20 protein-coding genes are annotated in these 21,555 nt (G+C 65.3%); 10 read left to right on the top strand and 10 right to left on the bottom strand.

Annotation, left to right across the window (positions count from 1 at the left end; translation table 11 throughout):
• Positions 1-4: 4 nt before the first annotated feature.
• Positions 5-544, bottom strand: a complete 540-nt coding sequence (locus FR728_RS13235; protein ID WP_244304628.1) for a GNAT family N-acetyltransferase — start codon at positions 542-544, stop codon at positions 5-7.
• Between the two features lie 520 nt (positions 545-1,064).
• On the opposite strand from FR728_RS13235, the gene FR728_RS13230 reads away from it, so the two are divergent.
• Positions 1,065-1,511 carry a DUF2794 domain-containing protein gene (locus FR728_RS13230; RefSeq protein WP_149893202.1) on the top strand — a complete coding sequence of 149 codons (447 nt, stop codon included), beginning with the start codon at positions 1,065-1,067 and terminating at the stop codon, positions 1,509-1,511.
• Positions 1,512-1,517: 6 nt separating this feature from the next.
• Here the strand turns inward: FR728_RS13230 and FR728_RS13225 are convergent, their stop codons facing one another.
• From FR728_RS13225 to FR728_RS13210, 4 genes are all read right to left on the bottom strand, one after another.
• Positions 1,518-1,901, bottom strand: coding sequence for a GFA family protein (locus FR728_RS13225; RefSeq protein WP_149893201.1), 384 nt, complete (start codon positions 1,899-1,901; stop codon positions 1,518-1,520).
• Positions 1,902-1,981: 80 nt separating this feature from the next.
• Positions 1,982-2,764 (bottom strand): Bax inhibitor-1/YccA family protein, encoded by a 783-nt coding sequence (locus FR728_RS13220; protein WP_149893200.1) that lies wholly within the window; start codon positions 2,762-2,764, stop codon positions 1,982-1,984.
• A gap of 211 nt (positions 2,765-2,975) precedes the next feature.
• Positions 2,976-5,546, bottom strand: coding sequence for an ABC transporter permease (locus tag FR728_RS13215; protein WP_149893199.1), 2,571 nt, complete (start codon positions 5,544-5,546; stop codon positions 2,976-2,978).
• Entirely contained in the window at positions 5,543-6,253 is a 711-nt protein-coding gene (locus tag FR728_RS13210) for an ABC transporter ATP-binding protein (protein WP_149893198.1), read from the bottom strand. The genes FR728_RS13215 and FR728_RS13210 overlap by 4 nt, the downstream gene beginning before the upstream one ends.
• Positions 6,254-6,389: 136 nt before the next feature.
• On the opposite strand from FR728_RS13210, the gene FR728_RS13205 reads away from it, so the two are divergent.
• From FR728_RS13205 to FR728_RS13190, 4 genes are all read left to right on the top strand, one after another.
• Positions 6,390-7,025 carry an arylesterase gene (locus FR728_RS13205; protein WP_149893197.1) on the top strand — a complete coding sequence of 212 codons (636 nt, stop codon included), beginning with the start codon at positions 6,390-6,392 and terminating at the stop codon, positions 7,023-7,025.
• Positions 7,026-7,080: 55 nt separating this feature from the next.
• Positions 7,081-8,133 carry an aldo/keto reductase gene (locus FR728_RS13200; protein WP_149893196.1) on the top strand — a complete coding sequence of 351 codons (1,053 nt, stop codon included), beginning with the start codon at positions 7,081-7,083 and terminating at the stop codon, positions 8,131-8,133.
• A gap of 180 nt (positions 8,134-8,313) precedes the next feature.
• On the top strand, positions 8,314-8,850 hold the full coding sequence (gene thpR, locus FR728_RS13195; RefSeq protein WP_149893195.1) for an RNA 2',3'-cyclic phosphodiesterase: 537 nt from the start codon (positions 8,314-8,316) through the stop codon (positions 8,848-8,850).
• Between the two features lie 114 nt (positions 8,851-8,964).
• On the top strand, positions 8,965-10,938 hold the full coding sequence (locus FR728_RS13190; RefSeq protein WP_149893194.1) for a methyl-accepting chemotaxis protein: 1,974 nt from the start codon (positions 8,965-8,967) through the stop codon (positions 10,936-10,938).
• 39 nt (positions 10,939-10,977) lie between these two features.
• Here the strand turns inward: FR728_RS13190 and FR728_RS13185 are convergent, their stop codons facing one another.
• The gene (locus FR728_RS13185) at positions 10,978-12,201 is read right to left on the bottom strand and encodes a glycosyltransferase family 4 protein (protein ID WP_149893193.1); all 1,224 of its coding nucleotides are present in this window, start codon (positions 12,199-12,201) and stop codon (positions 10,978-10,980) included.
• Positions 12,202-12,277: 76 nt separating this feature from the next.
• On the opposite strand from FR728_RS13185, the gene FR728_RS13180 reads away from it, so the two are divergent.
• Positions 12,278-13,075, top strand: coding sequence for an alpha/beta hydrolase (locus FR728_RS13180; protein WP_149893192.1), 798 nt, complete (start codon positions 12,278-12,280; stop codon positions 13,073-13,075).
• A gap of 49 nt (positions 13,076-13,124) precedes the next feature.
• On the opposite strand, the gene FR728_RS13175 is transcribed toward FR728_RS13180, so the two are convergent.
• Complete coding sequence (locus FR728_RS13175) at positions 13,125-13,586, bottom strand: Lrp/AsnC family transcriptional regulator (RefSeq protein WP_149893191.1); 462 nt, start codon at positions 13,584-13,586, stop codon at positions 13,125-13,127.
• A gap of 201 nt (positions 13,587-13,787) precedes the next feature.
• Positions 13,788-14,429 carry a DNA-3-methyladenine glycosylase family protein gene (locus FR728_RS13170; RefSeq protein WP_149893190.1) on the bottom strand — a complete coding sequence of 214 codons (642 nt, stop codon included), beginning with the start codon at positions 14,427-14,429 and terminating at the stop codon, positions 13,788-13,790.
• A gap of 140 nt (positions 14,430-14,569) precedes the next feature.
• On the opposite strand from FR728_RS13170, the gene gluQRS reads away from it, so the two are divergent.
• Entirely contained in the window at positions 14,570-15,475 is a 906-nt protein-coding gene (gluQRS, locus tag FR728_RS13165; RefSeq protein ID WP_149893189.1) for a tRNA glutamyl-Q(34) synthetase GluQRS, read from the top strand.
• 167 nt (positions 15,476-15,642) lie between these two features.
• The gene (locus tag FR728_RS13160; RefSeq protein WP_149893188.1) at positions 15,643-17,742 is read left to right on the top strand and encodes a putative bifunctional diguanylate cyclase/phosphodiesterase; all 2,100 of its coding nucleotides are present in this window, start codon (positions 15,643-15,645) and stop codon (positions 17,740-17,742) included.
• A gap of 4 nt (positions 17,743-17,746) precedes the next feature.
• On the opposite strand, the gene FR728_RS13155 is transcribed toward FR728_RS13160, so the two are convergent.
• Positions 17,747-18,712, bottom strand: coding sequence for an AEC family transporter (locus tag FR728_RS13155; protein ID WP_149893187.1), 966 nt, complete (start codon positions 18,710-18,712; stop codon positions 17,747-17,749).
• Positions 18,713-18,905: 193 nt separating this feature from the next.
• Between FR728_RS13155 and FR728_RS13150 the strand changes: the two genes are divergently transcribed.
• Together FR728_RS13150 and FR728_RS13145 are read left to right on the top strand one after the other, a co-directional pair.
• A complete protein-coding gene (locus FR728_RS13150; protein WP_188318902.1) occupies positions 18,906-20,075 on the top strand; it encodes a hybrid sensor histidine kinase/response regulator in 1,170 nt (389 codons plus the stop codon).
• Between the two features lie 70 nt (positions 20,076-20,145).
• The gene (locus FR728_RS13145; protein WP_149893185.1) at positions 20,146-21,045 is read left to right on the top strand and encodes a phosphatase PAP2 family protein; all 900 of its coding nucleotides are present in this window, start codon (positions 20,146-20,148) and stop codon (positions 21,043-21,045) included.
• 41 nt (positions 21,046-21,086) lie between these two features.
• On the opposite strand, the gene FR728_RS13140 is transcribed toward FR728_RS13145, so the two are convergent.
• Positions 21,087-21,539, bottom strand: a complete 453-nt coding sequence (locus FR728_RS13140) for a baeRF12 domain-containing protein (RefSeq protein WP_149893184.1) — start codon at positions 21,537-21,539, stop codon at positions 21,087-21,089.
• Positions 21,540-21,555 lie beyond the last annotated feature (16 nt).

Below are 21,555 nucleotides of genomic sequence, written 5' to 3'. Positions count from 1 at the left end.
TCTTCTAGGCGCGGGTCGAGAGCGGCGGCCAGGTGTAGATCGCCAGATCCAGGGTCTGGCCGGCGCTGCGATAGGTGGAGGTTGCGGCCAAGGTGCCGCCGATGGCCTGATAGAACCCGCGCGCCGCGCTGTTTTGCCCCAGCACCTGAACGGCCAGGGTGGGCCGCCCGCGGGCGGCCAGATCCTTGCGCACGGCAGCAAAGAGGCTGCGGCCGAAGCCCAGACCCTGATGGTCGGGGCGCATGTAGAGCTCGTAGATCTCGCCGGCCTGGGGGAAGTCGCTCAGGCGGCAGCTGCCAAAGGTCGCGTAGCCGGCTGGCTTGCCGAGCACGTCGAGCACCATGATCTCAACGCCCCGGCGCAAGGCGCCTTGCCACCAGGCATCCGTCCGCCGGGCGATGAGGCGGCGCAGCTCCACCCCTTGCAACACGCCCTGATAGGCGAGCGTCCAGGCTTGTGCGTGGATCTCGGCCAGATCGGCGCAATCGTCGAGGGTCGCGCGGCGGAGGCTGGTGGGCTCGCGGATCATCCTGCGAGGATACACAGGCGGTCCGGGCGTGAACAAGACGTTTGTCGGGAGGCTGGGCGACCGGGAAAGGCTCGAACCGGTGTCCGGTGAGCGCGCGGAGCGCCGGATATGAAAAGGGCCGGCAAGAGCCGGCCCTTCAGTTGCCCTGATGCATACTCACGTACTGTCATCCTGGTCCGGTTCCAACTTCGGGGGGCTGGGGGGCTAGTGCGTTCCGAAGTCAGACGGTAGGGCCATCAGGGTATGAAGGTAATATGGTCAGCCAAAATGGCTGGTGATTGACTGCATTGCGGCGAAATCTTGATTTTTTTGCCGAGACTTGCCTTGGCTCTGCCGCAGGGAAAGGCGGAAGATATCTGTCTCTGCAGGGGTTCGTGACGAAGCCTGTTGCCGGGGCCATGCGCTGAAACCGGGAACGGGGTTGCGCTGGCGGTTCGTTAGGTGACAAACTTCCCCGGTGATGCCGGGCGTCGGCGAGTGGGCTGGATCCCATCCTCCCGACCCGAGGTCTGGCTCCTGCAGGCAAGGAGGCCGAATGAGCGACACGGACAACGGATCGTCAGTGCCCCTGAACCGGGACGGTGCGGAACCCGCCGCGGTTGCCCCGATCCCAACGGCCGCCGCGGCGACCGGAGGAGCTGCCACGGGGATCTCGTCAGGCTCCGGCTCTCCGCCCGCGCGCCCGGCCGTCAGTTTCAATCGGCGGGAGCTGGATGCGATCCTGCGGCTTTACGGGCGCATGGTGGCGGACGGCGAGTGGCGGGACTATGCCATCGATCTGTTGAAGGAGAAGGCGGTGTTTTCCGTCTTCCGCCGCACGTCCGAGATGCCGCTCTATCGGATCGAGAAGGACCCCAAGCTGGCCCGCCGGCAGGGCGCCTACAGCGTTGTCGCCGCGGGCGGCATGGTGCTGAAGCGTGGCCACGAGCTGCCGCAGGTTCTCAAGGTGCTGGAAAAGAAGAAGCACTTGCGGCTGGTGTGAGTGAGGTCAGTATCTCTCGAATTTTTCCAGATTGTCGGTGACGTCGTAGTAGTCGCCCTTGTCCTTCAGGAAGATGTGCCTTGTCGCGCTCATCCCGGTCGGTGCCTCAAGGCAGCCGGCCGCTATGGCCACGTGATCCACTTCATGCCGGCGATAAAACAGGCTGGAGCCGCAGTGGCGGCAAAATCCACGTTGAGCCCAGCTCGAGGATTCATACCAGGCGAGACCGCCGTCGCAGGTGAAGGTCACCGCGTCCCATGGCGCGCGCGTGGAGGCCCAGATGTGGCCGCTCATGCGGCGGCACTGGCTGCAATGGCACAGGGTGACGTTCGGTTCGACCGACGGCACCTCGAAACTGACCTTACCGCAATCACACCGTCCCTTGAGCATGGTCGTTCCCCCGATTGAAATCTCCTATAAAAAAGCCCGGCGCGAAGGCCGGGCTTTTCTCGTTCGTCTCTGGCTCGCGCTTAGTCGCGGTTGCCGAAGAGCTGCAGCAGCATGACGAAGAGGTTGATGAAGTCCAGGTACAGACGCAGGGCGCCCATGATGGACTTCTTCATCGCCACTTCCTCGCCATCGGCGTGGTAGTACATTTCCTTGATCTGCTGGGTGTCGTAGGCGGTGAGGCCGGCGAACACCAGGACGCCGATCACGGAGATGGCGAACTGCATGGCCGAAGAGGCCAGGAAGATGTTGACCAGCGACGCGATCACGATGCCGATCAGGCCCATCATCAGGAACGAGCCGAGGCCGGACAGGCTCTTCTTCGTGGTGTAGCCATAGAGGCTCAGACCACCGAAGGAGGCGGCCGTGATGAAGAAGACGCGGGCGATCGAGTTGCCGGTATAGACCAGGAAGATCGACGACAGGGACAGGCCCATCAGCGCCGCATAGACCATGAACATGGTGCGCGCGGTGGAGCCGCTCATGGCGTGGATGCGGGCGGAGAGGAAGAACACCATGCCAAGCGGGGCCAGCATGACAACCCACTTGAGCTGGGAGCCATAAAGAGCGGCGCCGAAGGAGGTGATCAGGGTGCCGTTGCCGAGCTGGGCAACAGCCTGATCCGGGTTCTGGGTGGTCGCCAGAAGGAAGGCGCCGACGGCGAAGAGGCCGGTGAGGGCCAGGCCGAACGTCATGTAGTTGTAGACGCCCAGCATGTAGGCGCGGAGGCCCTGATCGATCGCCGCGTCAGCGCGGGTGCCGGCCACCGAATACGTAGAGCCCGGGTTTCGGTTGAGGGTCGACATTCCAGTTTCCTCGTTTCTAGAGACTGGGCGGAAACCGCCCGACGTAATCCTGAGAACCAATATGGACATTCCGGTGGCCGCTCACAAGGGCTTGCGCCCTTGTTTTGCATGACGTCTTCGTTATTTCCGCGTCCTGCGACAAAGTGTTCCGACACCGATCCGGCGGTTCATCTTTCATTCATCCTTTCCGGTCCGGGGCGTGACCAGACCTTTACAGGTCTCGAAGCACCTTGACCGGCTTTTCGCCCAGAATGCGCCAGGTGCCGATGAGGCCGAAGCCGACGGTGAACACCAGCGCGAGGCCGATGGCGGTCGCGGCCGTTGCGGGCAGGAGCGTGAAGGTCCCGCCCATCACCTGGGTCAGCACGAACCAGGCGGCGACGGAGCCCGCCAGAAGCGCGAAGATGGCGGTCGCCAGACCGATCAGCGCATATTCGGCCGCATAGGCGAGAATGAGCCAGCCGCGGGTGGCGCCGAGGGTCTTCAGAACGACAGCATCGTGGATGCGGTTGCGATGTCCGGCCGCGAGCGCGCCGGCAAGGACGAGGACGCTCGCGATCAGGGTGATGGCCGAAGCGCCCCGAATGGCAAGCGCAAGCTGGCCGACCAGATCGTTGACCTGTCCGATGGCGTCCTTCACGCGCACGGTGGTGACGGTGGGAAAGGCGCTCGCGACCTCGCGCAGGAGGGCGAGTTCGGTCGCATCGTCCACCGGGTCGTCCCATCCCAGCGTCATGAGGTGGGCGTGCGGGGCGCCGGCAAAGGTGTTGGGGGAGAAGACCATGATGAAGTTGATGGCCAGCGATCGCCACTCCACCTCGCGGCTGCTGGTGATGGTCGCGGTGATCTCCCGGCCCAGCACGTTGACGGTCAGCTCGTCGCCGATCTTCAGGCCGAGATCCTGCATGGCCTCCTCGACGAAGGAGACCTGCGGCGGGCCCGAATAGTCCTGCGGCCACCACTCGCCCTGGATCAGGCGGGAGTTCTCGGGCAGCGTCTGCGCATAGGTGATGCCCCGGTCCCCGCGCAGCACCCAGCCGGAGCCGCCGGAGGTGTCGAACTCGCGGGCGGGAATGCCCTTCAGCGAGGTGATCCGGCCGCGCAGCATGGGAACGCTTTCCACGGTCGCGGTGGGTGCCTGCTGCCGCAGCAGGGCCTCGAAGGCGTCACGCTCGTGGCTCTGGATGTCGATGAAGAAGAAACTCGGGGCCTGATCGGCAATGGTGGAGGTGAGTTCCCGGCGCAGGTTGCCGTCGATCAGGGCGAGGGCGGCCAGCAGGGTGAGGCCCAGCCCGAGCGAGAGGACCACCGAGGGGGTCAGCGCGCCGGGGCGATGGATGTTGCCGATGGCGAGCCGCAACCAGGCACGTGAGACCGGCGGCACGGCGCGGGCCAGGCGCATGATCGCCCGGGAAATGAGCGTCAGCAGCAGCAGGGCGGCCGCTGCGGCAACCACATAGATCACGGCCATGCGCGTGTCATAGGACAGGGCGATGGCGATCGCGGTCAGCAGGGCGACCGTGAGCAGCGTCGCGATGCGGTACCGCGCCCGGGGCATGCGGGCGGGTCCGTAGCCCGCGTCCCGGAACAGGGCCGTCGGCGGAATGTCGTGGGCACGTCCGAGCGGCCAGAGCGCGAAGGCGAGGGCCGTCAGCAGGCCGAAGAGGACGCCGAGGGCCAGCTCGGACGGATAGACGGCGGCCACCAGCCGGATCGGCAGAAGGCCCTGCAGGGCGGCATCGACGATGAAGGGCAGGCTGGCGCCGACGGCCAGACCGATGCCGATGCCAATGGCGGCCAGGGCGAGGATCTGGATCAGATAGACCTTGAAGGCAAAGTCGCCGCTGGCGCCGAGGCACTTCAGGCTGGCGATCACCTCGCGCTTTGTGTCGAGGAAGGCGCGGATGGCATTGGCCACACCCACGCCGCCGACGACCAGTGCGGTGAGGCCGACAAGGGAGAGGAACTGCGCGAAACGGTCGATGCTGCGCTGAAGGCCGGGGGCCGCATTGGCGCGGGAGCGGATCCGCCATCCGGCATCGGGCTGGTCTTCGCGAGCCTGTTCGATCAGCGTCTTGAGCCCGGTTTCCGAGACGGGCGTGGCGAGGCGCAGCTTGTAGTGCCACTGGGCGAGACTGCCCGGCTGGATCAGGCCGGTTGCGGGCAGCGCCTCGCGCGAGATCATCAGGCGGGGCCCAAGTTCGAAGCCGCCCTCCAGCTTGTCCGGTTCGTGGGCAATTGCGGCGCGGATGATCACCTGGGTCTTGCCGAGGGAGAGACGGTCGCCGGGGGACAGGCCCAGTCGGCCGAGCAGGGTGGCATCCGCCACCGCGCCGAAGGTGCCGTCTGTGTCCGGGGCCAGCGCGTCTTGCAGCGTCTGCCCGTCGGAGAGCTCCATCGCGCCATAGAGCGGATAAAGGTCATCCACCGCCTTGAGTTCGACCAGCATCTGGTCACTGCCGTCGGTCAGGCGGGCCATGGCGCGCATGGTGGCGCTTTCCGACACCGTGCCGAGACCGGCGAGATAGGCGCGCTCGGCATCGTCCGCCTGGCGATGCATCAGGGAGAAGGACATGTCGCCGCCGAGGATCGTCTGCCCTTCGGCGGAGATGCCTTCGGTCAGGGCGCGCGACAGGGAGGTGACGCCGGTGATGGCGGCCACGCCAAGGGCAATGCAGGCGAGGAAGATGTAGAAACCGCGCAGGCCGCCGCGCAGCTCGCGCCAGGCAAAGCGAAAGGCGAGGCCCAGACCGGTGCTGGCACTTGGGGCAAAGGCGCTCATGCAACGGGCTCCGCAGAAGCGTCGGCAGGGGCTTCCTCGTCGATCTCGCCGGATCGCACGCGGATCACCCGGTCGCACTGGCGGGCGAGCGACAGGTCGTGGGTCACGATCACGAGGGTCATGCCGCGCTCGCGCTGGGCGGCAAACATCAGCTCGATGATTTGCCGGCCGGTGCTTTCGTCGAGATTGCCGGTCGGTTCGTCGGCGATCAGGATTTCCGGCTCGACCACGAGGGCGCGGGCAACGGCCACGCGCTGCTGTTCGCCGCCGGACATCTGGGAGGGGTAGTGATCGAGGCGATGGGCGAGGCCGACGGCTTCCAGCTCCTTGCGGGCCTTGGCGAAGGCCGCCGGATGTCCGGCGAGTTCCAGGGGCACGGCCACGTTTTCGAGCGCGGTCATGTTGGGGATGAGATGGAAGGATTGGAAGACGATGCCTATGTTGCGGCCGCGGAACCGGGCCAGCGCATCCTCGTTGAGGGGCTGGAGATCTTGCCCCGCGACCCGGATCGTGCCCTTGTCGGCGCGCTCCAGCCCGGCCATGACCATAAGCAGCGTGGACTTTCCCGACCCGGATGGGCCGACCAGGCCGACGGCCGTTCCGCGGGCAATCTCCAGGTCGACGCCCTTGAGGATGTGGACCCGTCCGGCCCCCTGTCCGAGGCTCAGGTGCACGTCCTTGAGGTGGATGGCCGGCTGATCTGTCATGGGGCTTCGCGCTCTCCGCAGCTGGTGTCGGCATCCGGTGCAGAAACGGCACTGGCCTGCGCTACACTTGCCTGTCTACATTCAGCGACCATATGGGGCTGAGACCCTCGTGATCCAGAGCCTGTCGGGAACGAAAATGTATCAAATTCTCTCAAGAGCGGTTGCTGTCCTTGCCTTCGGTCTGGTTCTGGCGAGCCCGGCGCGGGCGGAGACGCTCAAGCTGATCGTCTTCGGCGACAGTCTCACGGCAGGCTATCAGCTTGCCCCGGACGAGGCCTATCCCGCCCAGCTGGAGCGCGCGCTCAGGGCGCGGGGCCATGATGTGAGCGTGGTCAATGCCAGTGTTTCCGGCGATACGACCTCGGGCGGTCTCTCCCGTCTCGACTGGTCCGTTGGCGAGGGGGGCGATGCGGTGATAGTGGAACTGGGGGCCAACGACATGTTGCGCGGCCTGCCGCCGGAGACCACCCGGGCCAATCTCCAGGCTATCGTGCAGCAGCTCAAGGCCAAGGGCATGGAGGTGCTGGTGGCCGGCATGCAGGCACAGCGCAATCTCGGCGAGGACTATGCGGCTGCCTATGATCCGATCTTCGGCGAGATCGCGCGACAGGAAGGCGCCCTGTTCTATCCCTTCTTCCTGGAGGGGGTCGCGCTCGATCCCGCGCTCAACCTGCCGGACGGGATGCATCCCACCGGAGAAGGGGTTTCCGTGATCGTCGAGGCCATGCTACCACTCGTCGAATCCCTCCTCGAGCGGGCCGCGGCGCACTGACCGGGCCTGCTTTCGTTTCGACAATCCGACTTCTTGAAGCCAAAAGGATCTCCTGATGGATTACCGTCGTCTTGGCCGCACCGACATCAAGGTGAGCTCCCAGTGCCTTGGCACCATGACCTGGGGCGAGCAGAATTCCGAGGCCGAAGGCCACGCCCAGATGGATTTCGCCATCGACAAGGGCATCAACTTCTTCGATACCGCCGAGCTTTACGCGATCCCGCCCAAGCGCGAGACGCAGGGCCGCACGGAGCGGATCATCGGCAGCTGGTTCAAGGCGCGCGGCAACCGCGACAAGGTGGTGCTGGCCACCAAGGTCGTGGGCCGGACCGAGATGGACTGGTTCCGCAAGGATGGCTCCCATCCGAAGCTCGACGCCCGCAACATCGAGGAAGCGGTCGAGCAGTCCCTGAAGAACCTTCAGACCGACTATATCGATCTCTATCAGATCCACTGGCCGGACCGGAACACGCCGGGCTTCGGTTCCAACCCGACCCGCTGGAAGGACGTGGAGCCGGCGGCGGACGAAGTCTCCATCGGCGAAACCCTCGACGTGATGGACCGGCTGGTGAAGAGCGGCAAGGTGCGTCACATCGGCCTGTCGAACGAGAGCGCCTGGGGCACCATGACTTTCGTGAAGGAAGCCGAGATGCGCGGCGTGCCGCGCGTGGTCTCCATCCAGAATGCCTATTCGCTGGTCAACCGGACCTTCGAGGTCAATCTGGCCGAGGTCGCATTGCGCGAGGATGTCGGGCTGCTGGCCTATTCGGCTTTGGCCCAGGGCTATCTGACCGGCAAGTACCGCAATGGCGCCCTGCCGGCGGGAGCGCGCAAGACCCTGTTCGACCGGCTGCAGCGTTATGAGGTTCCGGGTGCGGACGCGGCCTTCGAGGCCTATTTCAAGCTGGCCGAGGATGCGGGTCTCGATCCGGCGCAGATGGCGCTCGCCTTTGCCGAAAGCCGGTCCTTCATGACCTCCGTCATCATCGGGGCGACGAAGATCGAGCAGCTGGAAACCGACATCGCGGCTTCCGAGCTCAAGCTCTCTGATGACGTGCTGGCGCGGATCGACGAGATCCACCAGCTCACCGGCAACCCCTGCCCCTGACAGATCTGCCGCTGAGGCGATCCGAGAGAATCACGGAGGCGGCGCAGGCTGCCTCCGGACCGCTCCTGCTGCAGTGCGAAATGGGCAAGATCTTGTTTTCCAAGGCCTTGTGAAAAAGGCTTGCGCAGGATGCGGATTTGGATTCCGATCAGGTCATCGGTATCTGCGGAGGGAAGACCCATGCCGCGACTTTTTACGGGACTTGAGATTCCGGCCGAAACCGGACTGTTCCTGTCCATGCTCCGGGGCGGCCTGAAGGGCGCGCGCTGGATCGATCCCGAGAATTACCACATCACCCTGCGCTTCATCGGCGACATCGACGACCGCACGGCGGACGAGGTGGTGGATGCGCTTGACCGGATTCGCCGCGATCCGGTGCGCATCGAGCTGAGCGGGCTTGGGTCCTTCGGCAATGGCAGGCCCCATGCGGTGTGGGCGCGGGTGGCGCCAAGCCCGGCGCTTGCCGAGCTGCAGGCCGAGCAGGAACGTATCCTGCAGCGGCTGCATCTTCCGCCCGAGCGGCGCAAGTACATGCCGCATGTGACGGTGGCCCGGTGCAAGACCTCCACCAACGAGGAGGTGGCCCGCTGGCTCACCGAGCGGGGCAGCTTCCATGCGCCGACATTCACGGCAGGGCGTTTCGTGCTCTACTCCTCCCGCTCCAGCATCGGCGGCGGGCCTTACGTGGTTGAAGAGAGCTTTCCGCTTGCCGCATGACGCAGATGTTATTGCGCGAAACTAAGATTATATTCACCTGCTACGGGTAATACTCACGCACAAGTTCCGAAAAAACTGGAACACCCGTGATCAACACTGTGCAGCGAGTGACCCGTGACCCCCCAGAAACTCATGTCCGGGGTGCCGATCCCCTTGCGTATCGGCGCCCTTTCTCTTCTTGCCGCCCTGGCCATCGCCTTGCTGATGGGGGTCTTCTTCTACACCGACAGGGCGCTTCAGAGCGCGGGGCTGGAGCAATCCGGCTATGCGGCTCTTGATGTCCGTGCCGCAGAACTGAGGGTCGCGGCCCTCGAGATGCGGCGAAGGGAGAAGGACTTCCTGCTGCGTCGCGACGAGAAATACGTCACCGACTACATGACCGCCGTCGCAGCTGCACAGGAAACACTCTCTGCCATGCAGGCGTTGCCGGCTTCTGAAGACATCCGCGCCGATGTGGATGTCCTGAGCAACGGTCTCTCCGCCGTCGCTGCCCAGTTCGAACGGGTGGTTGGCGCCATGCGCGAACTTGGTCTCACCGAGGAAGAGGGACTTCAGGGACAGCTTCGCGCGGCGGTCCATAATGTGGAGAAGCAGCTCGAAGCCGCCAATTTGGATGGGTTGACGATCAAGATGCTGATGATGCGCCGGCACGAGAAGGACTTCATGCTGCGCAACGATCTCAAATACATCGACCGCATCGACGCGCGGCGTGCCGAATTCGACCCGCTTCTGGCAGCCTCGGGTCTGCCCGATGCGCAGAAGGCGGAAATCTCGGGGCTGATGGATGTCTACCAGAAAGGCGCGCGCGCCTATGCGGATGGCAAGCTTGGTCTGGACGGCGAGATCGCCAGGGTCTCCGAGCTCTTTGCCGAGCTGTCACCCTCCTTCCAGCGGATCAATGAGGCGGCGACGGCCGGCGCGCAGCATGCGGCGCGTTCACTGGAAGCCGTGCGGAGCTGGTCCCGGGATATCTTCCTCGGGGCGGGCGGCGTCAGCCTGGTCGTCTGTCTCGGACTGGGTGTCCTGATCGGCCGCAGCATCACGGTTCCGCTGAACCGGATGATCGAGGTGATGAAACGGCTGACCGAGGGTGAGTTCACGCTGGACGTGCCGCACAAGGAAACCGGCAGCGAGATCGGCCAGATGGCGCGGGCGCTCGAGGTGTTCCGGGAGACCGGTCTGCGGACTCGTGAGCTGGAAGAGGAGCAGAAGGCCCGCGAGATCCAGGCGCGTGAGGAAAAGCGCGTGATGATGCAGTCGCTGGCGAATTCCTTCGACCAGAGCGTCGGGCGTATCATGGGAAGCCTTTCCAGCTCGTCGGGCGCTCTGAACGAGACTGCGCGGTCGCTCTCCCAGGTCTCCACTGCTACAAGCACGGAGGCCGAAAGTGTGGCAGCTGCCTCCGAGCAGACCTCCGTCAATGTCCAGATGGTCGCCTCGGCGGCGGAGGAAATGTCGTCTTCCATCAGTGAGATCGGCCGTCAGGTCCGCAATGCTTCCGCGTCATCCCAAAAAGCGGCGGAGGCCGTGCAGCAGACCGGGAACCAGATCCACAAGCTGGCCGACATGGCCAACCGCATCGGCGACGTCATCTCGATCATTTCAGAGATTGCGGAACAGACCAATCTGCTGGCCCTCAACGCGACGATCGAATCCGCCCGTGTGGGCGAAGCCGGCAAGGGCTTTGCCGTTGTCGCAGGTGAAGTGAAGGCATTGGCGACTGAAACGGCCAAAGCCACTGAAAGCATTGCCGGTCTTGTCCGCGACATTCAGGACGAGACGCGCACGGCGGTAAGTTCGGTAGAGGATATCGGGAAGGTCATAAAGGATCTGGAAAACGCCTCCGCCGCCATCGCCGCCGCCATGGAAGAGCAGGGCGCTACCACCGAGGCCGTCGCGCGCAACGTGTCGGAGGCAGCCACGGGTATTGGCGAGGTGACCCGCTCCATCCAGAGTGTGAACGGTGGGGCAGTGCAGACCAGCAGTGCCTCCGGTCAGGTGATGTCGGCGGCGCAGGATCTGTCGTCCCAGGCGGAGACGATGCGGGTCGAGGTGGAGAAGTTCCTCGCGACGATCCGGGCGGCCTGATCCGTCAGGGGAAAACCAGCGATCCGGCCCGGGTGGTCCTCAGGACTGTCCGGGTCCTTTCGTGTCCAGAAGCTCGCGGTAGACCGCAAGCGTTGCCGCGCACATGGCTTCGACCGAGAAATGCTGGCGGACATGGTCGAGCGCGCGGTCGCAGACGGCCGTTCTCGCTTCAGGCGACAGGCTGAGGGCGTTGGCAATGGCAGCTGCGAGCGCGGCCGCATCGGCAGGAGGCACCCGCCAGCCGGTGCGGGCATCCGCGCTGACCTGCGGTGGGGCGAGCACGGTTTCGGGCACGGCCCCCAGATCGGACACGATGACAGGCACGCAGGCCGCCTGCGCCTCCACGGCGGCGCGGCCGAAGGCTTCCGGCTCGACGGAGGCGACAATCGCGAGATCTGCCAGAGCCAGGGCCGCGGGCACATCGGCACAGTGCCCGACAAGGCGGATGCGGTCACTGAGGCCGTGAGCGGCAATGCGCTCCGTCAGTTCCCGCTGATACTCCACCCGGCCCTGGGCATCGCCTGCCAGGATGACCGTGATATTGCCCTGTCCGGAGGCTGCGAGGCGCGCGGCTGCATCGATCAGCACCTTCTGCCCCTTCCAGGCGGTGAGCCTGGCGAGGTTGAGCAAAATGGGCGCGCGACCGGGCGTGCCGGGCAGGGCGATCCCCCATTCGTTGGCAAGAGCCGCGATCCGCTCAGGGTCCACGGCTGCCGGGTGCAGGGCGGCCAGGTCGGAGCCGCGGTGGATCACACGCAGGCGGTCGCGGGCAAAGGGATGGCGTTCGGCGATCAGGGACGCGGTGTAGCGGGAGTTGGCGATCACCCGGTCCCCGCGCGCCATGACGGAATTGTAGAAGGCCTTGAACCAGGACGACTGATTGTAGATGCCGTGATAGGTGGTGACGAAGGGCTTGCCTTCGGCCCGCGCGGCCCAGAGCGACGACCACGCCGGGGCACGGGAGCGGGCGTGGACCAGATCAACACCCTTGGCCCGGATCAGCGCCCGGAGCCGGTTGCGATTGGCCCAGAGGGTGAACGGGTTCTTGGATTTCACCGGCAGGGTGATGTGACGCGCGCCGGCCGCCTCCAGCTCCGCCACCATGGGGCCGCCCTGGCTGACCACCAGAGCCGTTCCGCCGGCCTCAACGATGGCGCGGGCCATGTCCACCGTGGTCCGTTCTGCCCCGCCGGTCACCAGGTCGGGAATGACCTGAAGGATGACGGGCTTGCGCGCCGGAGCAGAGGGGGAAAGGATCGGCATGGATCGGGGCCTTCTTTTTCGGCGCGGGCTGTGTCACATCGGGTCCGTGAAAACCCCTGTCGAGCTGAGCCATAATATGTCCGACCCGCAACCGCAATTCATCGCCGCCCCGGCACCCGCCGGGACTGAGGAAAAGATCGCGGTGCTGCACCGTCCTTCTGCTGCCGGGATGGCGGATCGGCCCGGGCTTTTCTGGCTGTCGGGCTTCAAGTCGGACATGTCCGGCTCCAAGGCGGTGGCGCTCGACGCCCATGCGGCGGCGCAGGGGCTCGCCTGCACTCGCTTCGATTATCGCGGCCACGGGGCCTCGGGGGGGACGTTCGAGGATCTCTGCGTGTCGGACTGGCTGGCCGATGCACTGACGGTCTTCGATCGGTTCTGTCAGAGGCCGACGGTGATCGTCGGGTCGTCGATGGGCGGATGGATCGCGCTGCTGCTGGCGCTGGCCCGTCGCAAGGCGCAGCTCGGGGGGCTGGTGCTGATCGCACCGGCAGTGGATTTCACCGAGGAACTCATGTGGAAGCAGCGCTTCAGCGACGAGATCCGCACGGCGATTGAGACCCAAGGGCGCTGGGCGCAGCCCTCGGCCTATGGAGATGATCCATATGTCATCACCCGCAAGCTCATCGAGGACGGGCGAGATCACCTGCTGCTCGGCGGCGAGATCGCCCCGGGCTGTCCCTTGCATATCCTGCAAGGGCAGCAGGACCCGGATGTGCCCTGGACCCATGCGATGCGGCTGGTGGAGCGCCTGCCGCTGGATGACGTGACCGTGACCCTGGTGCCAGACGGGGACCACCGCCTGTCCCGGCCGCAGGATCTGGAGCTTCTGCTGCGGGCGGTCGACGGTCTGGTGGCGCGCGCGATGGTCTGACACCGGCACTCAGCCGGTCAGTATCGAGGCCCTTCACAAGGTCTGACTGTCAGAAGGAGAGGGGGCCGTTGTCGAGAACTTCGCGGAGGACGAAGAAGGTGCGGGTCAGGCGGACACCCGGCAGCACCGACAGGCGCTTGCCGTGCAGGCTCTCGAATTCGGCCATGTCCTTCACCCGCAGCTTCAGGAAATAATCCATGTCGCCGGCGACGAAGTGGCAGTCGACGAGGCCCGGAATGTCCCGCGCGGCGGCTTCAAAACGGTCGAGGTTCTCCTGTGCCGAGCTGTCCAGAACGATGCCGATGATCACCAGCGTGCCGAGATCGACCTTCTGCGGATCGACGATGCCGCGCACATCCTTGAGATGGCCGGTGCTCATCAGCTTCTGGGTGCGCCGATGGCACGTGGCTGCGCTCAGCCCGAGCTCCTGTGCCAGATCCGCATTGGACAGGCGGCCGTTGTCCTGCAGCTTTCTCAGGATCTGAAGGTCGGTTTTGTCCGGATACTGCACGGTGGATCGGCTCTCTTTAGCGTCTGTTGCTGCACCGTTTCTGAGCGAAAGGGCGGGTTGGCGGAAGCGGAAAATGGCCGTTTTCCCCGATTGTCGGCATCAGGCGCGATAAAAATCCCGGTTGTCGCCAATCAGGGAATGAAGCAATTCCATGCCGCAGCGTAACTCTGGCATGTGCTCTTCTCAGGGGCTGAGAGCGGGTCAGAGAGGAAGGCTTTCCCGCCCGTTGCGGAAGCCCTTGTACCAGCCCCAGAAGAGGCGGGCGGCCGTGGAGCGGAAGGGCGCCCAGTTCCGCGCGAGGACGTCGAGATCCTTCGCAGGCATGCGGTCGCCGAGGGAGAGGGCCTTGGCGACGGCCACCTGCAGGGCCAGGTCGCCGGAGGGGAAGATGTCCGGGTGGCCTGCGCAGAAGAGCAGATAGACATCTGCCGTCCACGGGCCGATGCCCTTGAGCGCGCAGAGCCGGGTTCGCGCGTCGTCGGCGGTGGCGCGGGCCAGATCGGTCAGGTCCAGATGGTCGAGGCAGGCCTCGGCCAGTCCGCGAATGGTGACCAGTTTGGAGCGGGACAGGCCGAGCGCGAGCAGGGTTTCATCGCCTGCGGCCTGGAGTGTCTCCGGCGTCAGGGGCGCGACCTGCGTCTGAAGGCGGCCGAAGATCGCAGCGGCGCTGGCGACGCTGACCTGCTGGCCGACGATGACCTGAACCAGCCCGGCAAAGTCGGACGGACGGCGGCGCAGGGCGAGCGGCCCGGCCTGATCCGCCACCGGATGCAGGGCAGGGTGAAGCTCGATGAGGGCGCGGAGGTCTCGGGCGATGTCGTCCAGGGTCTCGATCGGTGTCATGCGGGGCCTGTCAAAGGGGCGGAAGGGCGGTCGGCAACGGGCCGTGCCGGGTTGGCGGGTCTTGCACACGCCGGTCAAGGTGATAGGACGGATCGCAGCATCTGCCTACCCGCAATGGTCTTCAGCAGGTTTTGGGTCCCTTGTCGACATCGTCTCCGATCTTCCGTTTTGCGCCGTCCCCCAATGGGCATCTGCATCTGGGCCATGCGCTGTCCGCGCTTCTGAACTGCCGGGCGGCGGAGCGGACCGGTGGCACCTGTCTCCTGCGGATCGAGAACATCGACCAGACCCGCTGTACACCTGCCCTCGAGCAGGAAATGCTGGAGGATCTGACCTGGATCGGGGCGCGGTTCAGCGGACCGGTCCTGCGCCAGTCTGAACGGTTCGACGTCTACCGTGCGGCACTTGAGCGGCTCGAGCGGGACGGACTGACCTATCGCTCCTATCTGACGCGGGGCGAGATCAAGCGGTTCATTGCGGACCGGGAAGCCGAGGGCCTGGTCTGGCCCCGGGATCCGGACGGCGCGCCGCTTTATCCCGGGGACCGAACGGTGCTGGAGGCCGACGAGATCCGTCGCCGGGAAGCGTCCGACATGCCGTTTGCCATCCGTCTCGACATGGGCAAGGCGCTTGCGCGGCTCGGGGCCATGCCGGACTGGTGGGAAGGACCGGCGGAGTTGGGCGAGGGCGAGGATCCCGCGCGCTGGATGGAGGGGCGACGGATCCCTGCTGAACCGGCAGCGTGGGGCGATGTTGTTCTGGGCCGGAAGGACTGTCCGACCAGCTATCACCTGTCGGTGGTGGTGGACGATGCGGAGCAGGGCGTCACGGATGTGCTGCGCGGGCAGGACCTCTATCACGCCACCTCCGTCCACCGGCTCCTGCAGGTGCTGCTTGGTCTCCCGGAGCTGCGCTATCGGCATCACCGGCTGATCCTCGATGACGAGGGACGCAAGCTTTCCAAGTCCCTGGCGTCGGCCAGCCTGCGTGACCTGCGAAGCAGCGGGGTGACCGAGAGGGAGGTAATGGGGCGGATTGGATTATAGGTATTAATTACAATGTTCAATTTGTCATATGTATTAGAGTTTACATGAAATTACTTCGGGTTAGTGAAATGTATACCCGGAAAACGTAGGGTTCTTCGAAGGGTTCGGTCGCCCGGCCCCTGGCTGTGTCACGCGTCATTTGCGCCAGTTCGGAACCGTATCGAATCATGAGAGACGCTAGGATTTTCTTCCAGTCGGTTCGGTCCGTCCTGGGTCGGGTCTTCATCCGTTCGGCGCTTTACATCACCGCCCTTCTCTTTGCCTTCGCGGGACTCAGCGGCTACGTCTATCATCAGGCACAGTCCGAGCGCGCGGATCAGCAGTTCCTTCAGATGGCGGGTAGCCATGCCAACATGCTGGCCACTCTCGGAGCCGTGGCGATCGGCAATTCGGACCATCGGGAGGTGCGTCGACTGGCAGACGCCATGCGTCACGAACTCAACGTGACCGGCGTCGACATCTTCGATGCGAATGGAACCACCTTTCTGGACGAACTGGCGCGGCCTCCGATCAGTTCGGCATCGGTGCGGGAGGTCTTGCGCACCGGACGGGAAATCATTCAGAAGCGTGGCATCCGTCTGGCGCTCTATTCACCAGTCGTGAACAGCGGCCGTGTCGACGGGGTCATCTTTCTTGCCATGCGGCAGGAGCAGGCCGCGGCCGCAAATGCCGCCCTGCTGCGGCAGACCCTGCTGACGACCGGGCTTTTCGTGCTCGTGTCCCTTCCGCTGTGCGCCTATCTCCTGCATCGGTCGACACGCGGTATCAGCCGGGTGACCCAGGCCGCGAATGAAGCGGCGCAAGGGTTCCTTGATACCTCGCTGACCCCGCAAGGCACCGGGGAGGTGCGCGAGCTTCAGGTCGCCTTCTCCACCATGGCGCAACGGCTGAGGGCGACGATCCAGCGGATCGAATACATGGCGAATGTCGATCACGTGACCTGCCTGCCCAACCGGCTCAAGTTCGGCAATATCCTCACCAAGCGCATCGATCAGGAGAAGGGCGCCAGCGGCGGCCTCTTCCTCATCGATCTGGATCGCTTCAAGGCGATCAACGATATGCATGGCCATGAGGTTGGGGATCGGCTGCTGCTGCTGGTGGCGGAGCGTCTCTCGGCCCTGACCCAGAAGATGGTGGACGACGGGCTGGAGACCACGCCGGTGCTGTCGCGCTGGTCGGGCGACGAGTTCATGATCCTCATCCCGGGGGTCACGGATCAGGACGTGTTGCACGTGCTCGCCGAGGAGATTCTGCGAGGGTTGCGCCAGCCCTTCCGGGTCGACAATCATCTCTTCAAGGTCCGCGCCTCGATCGGGGTCTGCATCTATCCCGATCAGGCGGCCACGTCCGACGATATCCTGCGGTGCGCGGATATGGCGATGTTCTCTGCCAAGCAGTCTGGTCGCGACCGCTGTTCCTTCTTCAACGTGCAGATCCGCAAGGCGGCGGAAGAGCGCGAGCGGATCGAGCATCACCTGCGCGATGCCCTTGCCCAGAACGAGTTCTCGGTGGTCTACCAACCGAAGGTCCACATGACGACCGGCCGCATCATCGGCTCTGAGGCCTTGCTGCGCTGGAACAATCCGGAACTCGGTCAGGTCTCCCCCTTCCGCTTCGTGCCACTGGCGGAAGAATGCGGCCTGATGCCGGCGATCGGCGAATTCGTGCTGCAACGCTCGCTGTCGGACATGCGGGACATGCGCCGGAGCGGTCATGACCTGACGATTGCGATCAACGTCTCGCCGGTCCAGTTCCAGGCGGATTTCTTCACCGACCGCACACTCGGCGTGCTGGGGGAAAGCAACTTCCCGCTGGAGCGGGTGGAACTGGAAATCACGGAATCCGCACTGGGCGCCTCGCCGCAGCAGATCCGCCAGCAGATGATGCCCCTCAAGGACGAGGGCGTCTCGTTTGCCATTGACGATTTCGGAACCGGGTTCTCCAATCTCGGGACGCTCACATCCCTGCCTTTCGACACGCTGAAAATCGACCGCTCCTTCGTAACCCGGATCGATGAGGACGAGGAGCGGCGCAACCTGGTGCAGGTGATCCTGCTCATGGCCCGGCAGCTCAACATGAAGACGGTGGCCGAGGGCATCGAGACGGAGATGGAGCGGCGTTATCTCGGCACATGGGGCGCCAACATCGGACAGGGCTATCTCTGGAGCCCGCCGGTTTCGCTGGCCGCCTTCCGCGAGCTGGTCGAGCAGGAGACCGTGTTCGACATGTCGGGCACCATGCAGTCCCGCACCTCCGCTCACCTTTGAGCGGTCATCCGGCCCCCCACAGATGCAGGAAGCCGCCCCAGAGGCTGGTGGTGGCGATGGCAAAGAGCGTCGTCAGGGTGATGGAGTTCGAGGACATGGCGTGGCCGGTCCCGTACTTGTTGGCGAAGATATAGGCGTTAACCCCGGTCGGGCAGGCGGCCGTCAGGGTTGCGGCGGCGGTCCAGAGCGGTGGCAGGTGGAACACGTGGGCGCCGAGGCCGAAGACGATGGCCGGCATGATGCCCACCTTCAGCACGCTCAGCAGGATCCCTGGCAGAAGATTGCCACGGATGCCATAGGCCACCATGCTCATGCCCAGGGACAGCAGCGCCACCGGCAGGGCGGTGCCTGCGATCCGGTCGAGGACATCCTTCATCAGTCCCGACACCGGCAGGTGCGCCAGACGCCAGACGAGGGCGGCGAGGATGCCGACCACGATCGGATTGGTCGCGAGGCTGCGCAGCACGTTCTTCACGGTCGAAGACAGGGTGCCGCCTTCCCCCACGCCGTCGGCCTGGGCCGCCCGCTCCATGATCACCGCAATGAGGATCGTCATCACCGGCAGGTGGATGGAGAGGATCAGCAGCAGGGGCGTGAGCCCGGCATCGCCATAGATCGCGGAGATCAGGGGCAGGCCGACCATCACCGTGTTGGCGAAGGACGCGCTGGTTCCGGCGATGGCGCAGGCGCGGGCGTCGCGGGCGAAAAGGCGCCGGGTGAGGCCCGCAGCCAGCAGCCAGGTGGCGAAGACGCCGCCGAAATAGCTTGCCCAGAGCGCCCAGGGGGTTTCGCCCTCCATGTCCACGGCGGCCAGCGTCTTGAAGAGCAGGACCGGGATCGCGATCACATAGACATATTGCGCGAGCGCGTCGCCGGTCGCCTGAGGCAGCAGGCCCGTGCGGGCGACGATGTAGCCGAGCCCGATCAGAATGAAGACCGGTGCGACAATGATCAGTATTTCCAGAGACATGGAGCCAGTCCGGAGGTTTGGAAAAACAGCGGCGCGAAGGGCCGTTGTCAGGATTTCGGGTTCAGCTGGAGGGGCCGTGCTGATAGGCTCAAGGCCAGATCGGGTCACCAGCCGGACCGCTGGCACGGCTGTGCCGGCAGGAACGGGAATGGCGAGGATGGCCCGAGCCCACTCATCTGGCAAGGGGACGCGCGTGAATTCCGAAGAACGGCTTGCGTTGCTGCTGCATGACCTGAGGACGCCGCTTTCGGCCATGCGCCTCACCGCCGACCTGATTGCCCAGGATGGCCTCACCCGACGCCAGAGCGAGCGGATGGATCTGCTTCTCGGGGCGATCGATGCTCTGGTCGAGATGACGCGGGAGGCGATGCCCGGCGCCGGAGACGCGGTCGACACTCGCGAGGCTGCCGGAAAGGACGGCGCCCTCGGGCAGGACGGCCGTCACGATCTGGCTCGCCTTGTGCAGGACATTGCCGCCCTGTTTCGCCCCCGTGCGGAGGATGAGGGGCGCGTGCTTCTCGTGGAGCCTGCCGGTCGGCAGGCCAGTCTTCCGCTCTCGCGTGCCGTGCTGCTGCGCCGGGCGCTGGGCATCCTGCTCGACAATGCGTTGCGCTATGGCGCCGGGCCCATCCGGGTGACAACCGCTTTCGAGGACGCCGGTGACAGCGCCTCCCCCGGAGTAACGCTCGTGCTGCGGGTGACGGATTGCGGGCCGGGCATCCCGGCAGACCTGCGCTCCCGTCTGTTTCAGGCCGGGGCGCGGGGCGCGGCGGAGGCCCATCCGGGCGGCCACGGGCTCGGCCTCTTCGGCGCGCGCGAGCTGCTGCGCGAGGCGGGCGGTGATCTGGCTCTCGGCGAGAGGCAGGACGGCGAGGCGGGGGCGGTCTTCGATCTGCGGATCCCGCTGGGAGTGGAAGATCTGGCTCCTGCCCGGGTGGAGCTGGCGGATGATGCCACCTGCGCCGAGGCTGATGCCCATGTGCTGCTTATCGAGGATCACGGGCCGAGCCGCCAGCTGATTGCTAGCGTCCTTGGCTCCTTCAACCTGTCCTGCGACCTTGCCGTGGATGTGGAGGCGGCCCTGGGGCTTCTGGACCGCCGGTCCTATGACGGATTTCTTGTCGATCTCCATCTGGGGTCGACAAGCGGCCTGGCCTTCGCCTATGCGCTCAAGGCTCTGGCCGGGCTTACCGTTCCGCCTGTCCTGCTGCTCACGGCCGCGCCGGAGCGGATCACGGCGGCGGTGCGCGAGGAGGCGGGGATCCTGGCGGTCGTTGCAAAGCCGATCGACCCGGCGGCGCTCTACGAGGCCTTGCGGCCTGTCTTCCGCCACCGGCAGGCGCTGTCCTCAGGAGCGGATTGAGGGACGGATTGACGGTCTGGCAGGGCGGCCACCCTTGGCGTGCGGCGGTGAAATGGGCTAAAGAGCGCCCATGGAAAATGGGGCGCGATCAATCCTGACCAGTGTTTTTGCTCGTCTGCGGACCCGTGCAGACCGCCTGCGGCCGCATGGCCATCGCCTTCTGGCGTGGTGCCGGCGTCATCCGCTGACGGCCGTCGCGATCTATGTGGTGCTGGTGTCGGCGCTGTTTCTCGCCTTTCCGGACGTCGATCTCTGGGCGAGCGGCCTATTCTTCGATCCGGAGCGCCACGGCTTCTTCGCCCAGTTCAGCCCCTTCCTGCGGCAATTCCGGCATCTCGGGCCCCATCTGGTCACGCTGATCGCGATCGTTTGCGTGGGTGTGGTGCTGGCCAAGCTGATCTTCCCGGCCCGGCGGCCGCTGATGCCCCTGCGCACGCCGCTGTTCCTGCTGACAAGCCTCATTCTGGGGCCGGGCCTGCTGGTCAACGCGATCCTGAAGAACAACTGGGGGCGTCCGCGCCCGGTGATGGTGGATCTCTTCGACGGCGACATGCCCTATCAGCCGGTCTGGAAGATCACCAGCTGGTGCGACACCAACTGCTCCTTCGTCTCCGGCGAGGCCTCGGCAGGCATGTGGCTGGTGGCGGCAGTCGTTCTGGTTGCCCCCGTGACCTGGCGCAAGGCGTTGCTCGCCTTCTTCCTGCCGCTCGGCCTTCTCCTGTCCCTGAACCGGATCGCCTTCGGCGGGCATTTCCTGTCCGACACGCTGATTTCCTGGGGGCTCACCCTGATGGTGGTGCTTGCCTGTCACAGGCTGTTCTTCGGGAGGGCGGGTCACGCTCTGCATGACCGCCGGCTCGACGAGGTGCTGACCCGTTCCGGCCGCAGGCTGCATGTCGCGGCCCGGCGTGCGGGCGCGCGAGTGGTTCGCTCCGCGCGCCGCTTCGTCTCCATGTTCCGCGAGCCCTGAGACGGATCACGCCTCAGGGCCGGCAGATCAGGGGCGCCCGCTCAGTGCTTGCGGGTGAGAAGCTTCTCGATCTCGTGGGAAGGATGGCCGGTCAGTTCCTTGTCGACCTCGGCCACGATGCGCGCCTTGACCTCCTTGTGAAAGGCCTTGCGCAGGTCGCCCAGAACCACCGGAGGCGCGGCGACAACCAGTTGCTTGTAGGCGCCGCGGTGGGCCGCCTTGTAGAGCATCTCCGCCATGTCCTTCGCGAAACGGTGTTTTTCCAGAGTGTGCCAATCGGTCTGCTCGGCCGCGCTGCGCTGCGGGCCGGGGCCATCGCTGAATCGGCCCGGGGCATCGGTGCCCTGATCACTGGTCTTGGGATTGTCGGAGTGAAAATCCCGGATCACCTGAAGGTTCGGGAAGTCACGGTCGCCTTCGTTGCGGAAGACGAGTGCCTTCTCGCCATCGCCGACGAAAACCCAGGCGTCATGATCGATGCGGATGCCTGTCATGGCTGAACTCCTTCTC

The organism is Roseibium aestuarii, assembly GCF_008477545.1.
Taxonomy (GTDB): domain Bacteria; phylum Pseudomonadota; class Alphaproteobacteria; order Rhizobiales; family Stappiaceae; genus Roseibium; species Roseibium aestuarii.
The sequence above is the reverse complement of the archived record's forward strand: the minus strand, read 5'-3'. Positions and strand labels throughout refer to the sequence as shown.